The 3,137-nt window shown below is 70.9% G+C and carries 1 protein-coding gene; it reads right to left on the bottom strand.

All coding sequences use genetic code 11. From position 1 onward, the window contains the following. Window positions 1-3,137: type I polyketide synthase (locus AC0693_RS38690; RefSeq protein ID WP_478804621.1), on the bottom strand; the 3,137-nt coding region annotated here is incomplete at both ends.

Raw genomic sequence — 3,137 nt, 5'->3', positions numbered from 1 at the left:
GTCAGATTGGAAACGATCGGGATCCGCGGAGCGGCGAACTCCAGCCCCGCCACCACCTCACGGAAGTCCTCCAGCATGCCGTCCATGTGCGGCGAATGGAACGCATGACTGACGGCGAGCCGCTTGCTCTTGCGGTCGGCGAACACCTCCACCACCGCGAGCACGGCGTCCTCGTCACCGGCGACGACCACCGATTGCGGACCGTTGACCGCGGCGATGCTCACCCGCTCGGTCAGCAACGGCAGGACTTCGTCCTCCGACGCCTGCACCGCCACCATCACCCCACCGGACGGCAGCACCTGCATCAGACGACCGCGCGCAGCAACCAGCGCACAGGCATCCTCCAGCGAGAACACACCCGCCACATGCGCAGCCGCGATCTCACCGATCGAATGACCGGACAGGAAGTCCGGTCGCACACCCCACGACTCCAGCAGCCGGAACAACGCCACCTCAACCGCGAACAACGCCGGCTGCGCCCACTCCGTACGGTTCAGCAGCTCCGCATCCGCACCGAAGAGGACATCCCGCAAAGGCACATCCAGATCGAACCGCGCACACACCGCATCCAGCGCATCCGCGAACGCCGGGAAGGCGTCATACAACTCACGCCCCATCCCCAGCCTCTGGCTGCCCTGCCCCGTGAACAGGAAGGCCAGCCGACCGTCGCCAACGGCGCCCGCGGCGGTCTGCGCCGGCGTCTCCCGGGCCGCGAGGCCCGTCAGGGCGTCGCGCAGCTCCTGCACGCTCTCGGCCGCCAGGACCACTGCGGCCCGGTGGTCGAGGTGCGCGCGGTTCGTGGCCAGCGAGAAAGCCACGTCGGCAGCCGTCGCCTCATCGTCGAGGTGAGCGGCGAGTGCGGCCGCCTGCGCCCGGACGGCCTCCTGGGTCCTGCCGGAGAGAAGGTACGGCAGGACACGGACACCGGAGGGCCGTACGGTCGGCTGCGCCTCCTCGCCCTCGGGCGCCTGCTCGATGATCGTGTGGGCGTTGGTGCCGCTGATGCCGAAGGAGGAGATGCCCGCGCGGCGCGGACGCCCCGTCTCGGGCCATTCGCGCAGCTCCGTCAGCAGCTCGACCTCACCGGCCGACCAGTCGACGTGCGGAGTCGGCTCGTCCACGTGCAGGGTCTGCGGAAGCACCCCGTGCTGCATCGCCAGCACCATCTTGATCACACCGGCCACACCCGCGGCGGCCTGCGTGTGACCGATGTTCGACTTCACCGAACCCAGCAGCAGCGGACGGCCGTCCTCGCGCTCCTGACCGTACGTGGCCAGCAGTGCCTGCGCCTCGATCGGGTCGCCCAGCTTCGTACCGGTACCGTGCGCCTCGACGGCGTCCACGTCGGCGGCTGTCAGCCCCGCGCTGGCCAGCGCCTGGCGGATGACACGCTGCTGCGAAGGGCCGTTCGGGGCCGTCAGACCATTGCTGGCACCGTCCTGGTTGATCGCCGAGCCCCGCACCACCGCGAGGACCGGGTGACCGTTCCTACGGGCATCCGACAGCCGCTCCACGAGCAGCATGCCCACACCCTCACCCCAACCCGTACCATCCGCACCAGCCGCAAAAGCCTTGATCCGACCGTCCTCCGCCAACCCACGCTGACGGCTGAAATCGACGAAGTTCTCCGGCGTCGACATGACGGTGACACCGCCCGCCAGGGCCAGCGAGCACTCACCGTTGCGCAGTGCCTGTATCGCCCAGTGCAGCGCCACGAGGGACGACGAGCACGCCGTGTCGACGGTGACCGCCGGACCCTCCAGCCCGAAGACGTAGGAGACGCGGCCCGACATGACGCTGCCCGCGTTGCCCGTGCCGACGTGGCCTTCGAGGCCTTCCTGGTCGCGGGTGATGAGGGAGAGGTAGTCCTGGCCGTTGGTGCCGACGAAGACACCGGCACGGCTGCCGCGCAGCGACGTCGGGTCGATGCCGGCCCGCTCGAAGGCTTCCCAGGAGGTCTCCAGCAGCAGGCGCTGCTGCGGGTCCATGGCGAGGGCCTCGCGCGGGGAGATCCCGAAGAAGTCCGCGTCGAAGTCCGCCGCCCCCGCGACGAAGCCGCCCTCGCGGGTGTACGAAGTCCCCGGCTGGTCCGGGTCGGGGCTGTACAGGCGGTCCAGCTTCCAGCCGCGGTCGGCCGGGAAGGCGTCAACCGCGTCCGTACCCTGCGCAAGCAGCTCCCAGAGGTCCTCGGGGGTGCTGACCCCGCCGGGGAAACGGCAGCTCATGGCGACGATGGCGATCGGGTCGCCGTCGACGGCCGCGACGACGGGGAGCATGGCGCCGGAGACCGGGACGCTGCCGACGAGCTCCTCGCGGAGGTACTCGGCCAGCGCGGCGGACGTCGGGTAGTCGTAGACGAGGGTGACGGGCAGACGCAGCTCGGTGGCCGCGTTCAGGCGGTTGCGCAGCTCGACCGCGGTGAGGGAGTCGAAGCCGAGCTCCTTGAAGGCGCGTTCCGCACCGACCGCGTCCGCGCCCCCGTGTCCGAGGACGGCAGCGACGTGCGTACGGACCAGGCCGAGCAGCTCTCGTACCTGCTCGGCGGGGGCGAGCGCGGCGAGCCGCGCGCCGAGGTTGACGGCGCCTTCGGCCTGCGCGGACGCGGCCCGGTCGGTACGGTCCTCGGCGGCCGAGCGGGTCGTGCGGACCTCGCTGAGCTCGTCGAAGAGGGTGCTGCCTCGTACGGCGGTGTGGCCGGAGAGGTACTGCTCCCAGACGACGTCGGCCACGGTGAGGGAGGCCTCCGTACCGGCCGCGGCCTGGCCGAGCGCACGGATCGCCGCGTTCCCGTTCATGGGCGGTACGCCGTCCCGGCGCATCCGGGCTTCGAGAGCCTCGTCGGCGACCATGCCGCCCTCGGCCCACGGACCCCAGGCGATGGACGTCGCGGCCAGCCCGGCCGCCCGCCGCTGCTCGGCGAGCGCGTCCAGATAGGCATTCGCAGCGGCGTAGTTGGCCTGGCCCGCCGAGCCGATCGACCCGCTCATGGAGGAGAAGAGGACGAAGGCGTCGAGCTCGATCCCCAGCTCGACCGTCAGCTCATGCAGGTTGAGCGCGGAGGTGGCCTTGGCCCGCAGCACGCTCTCGAACCGCTCCGGCGTCAACGCATCCAGCACACCGTCATCCAGCACACCAGC

This window comes from Streptomyces sp. NPDC043876 (assembly GCF_056435825.1).
The sequence above is the reverse complement of the archived record's forward strand: the minus strand, read 5'-3'. Positions and strand labels throughout refer to the sequence as shown.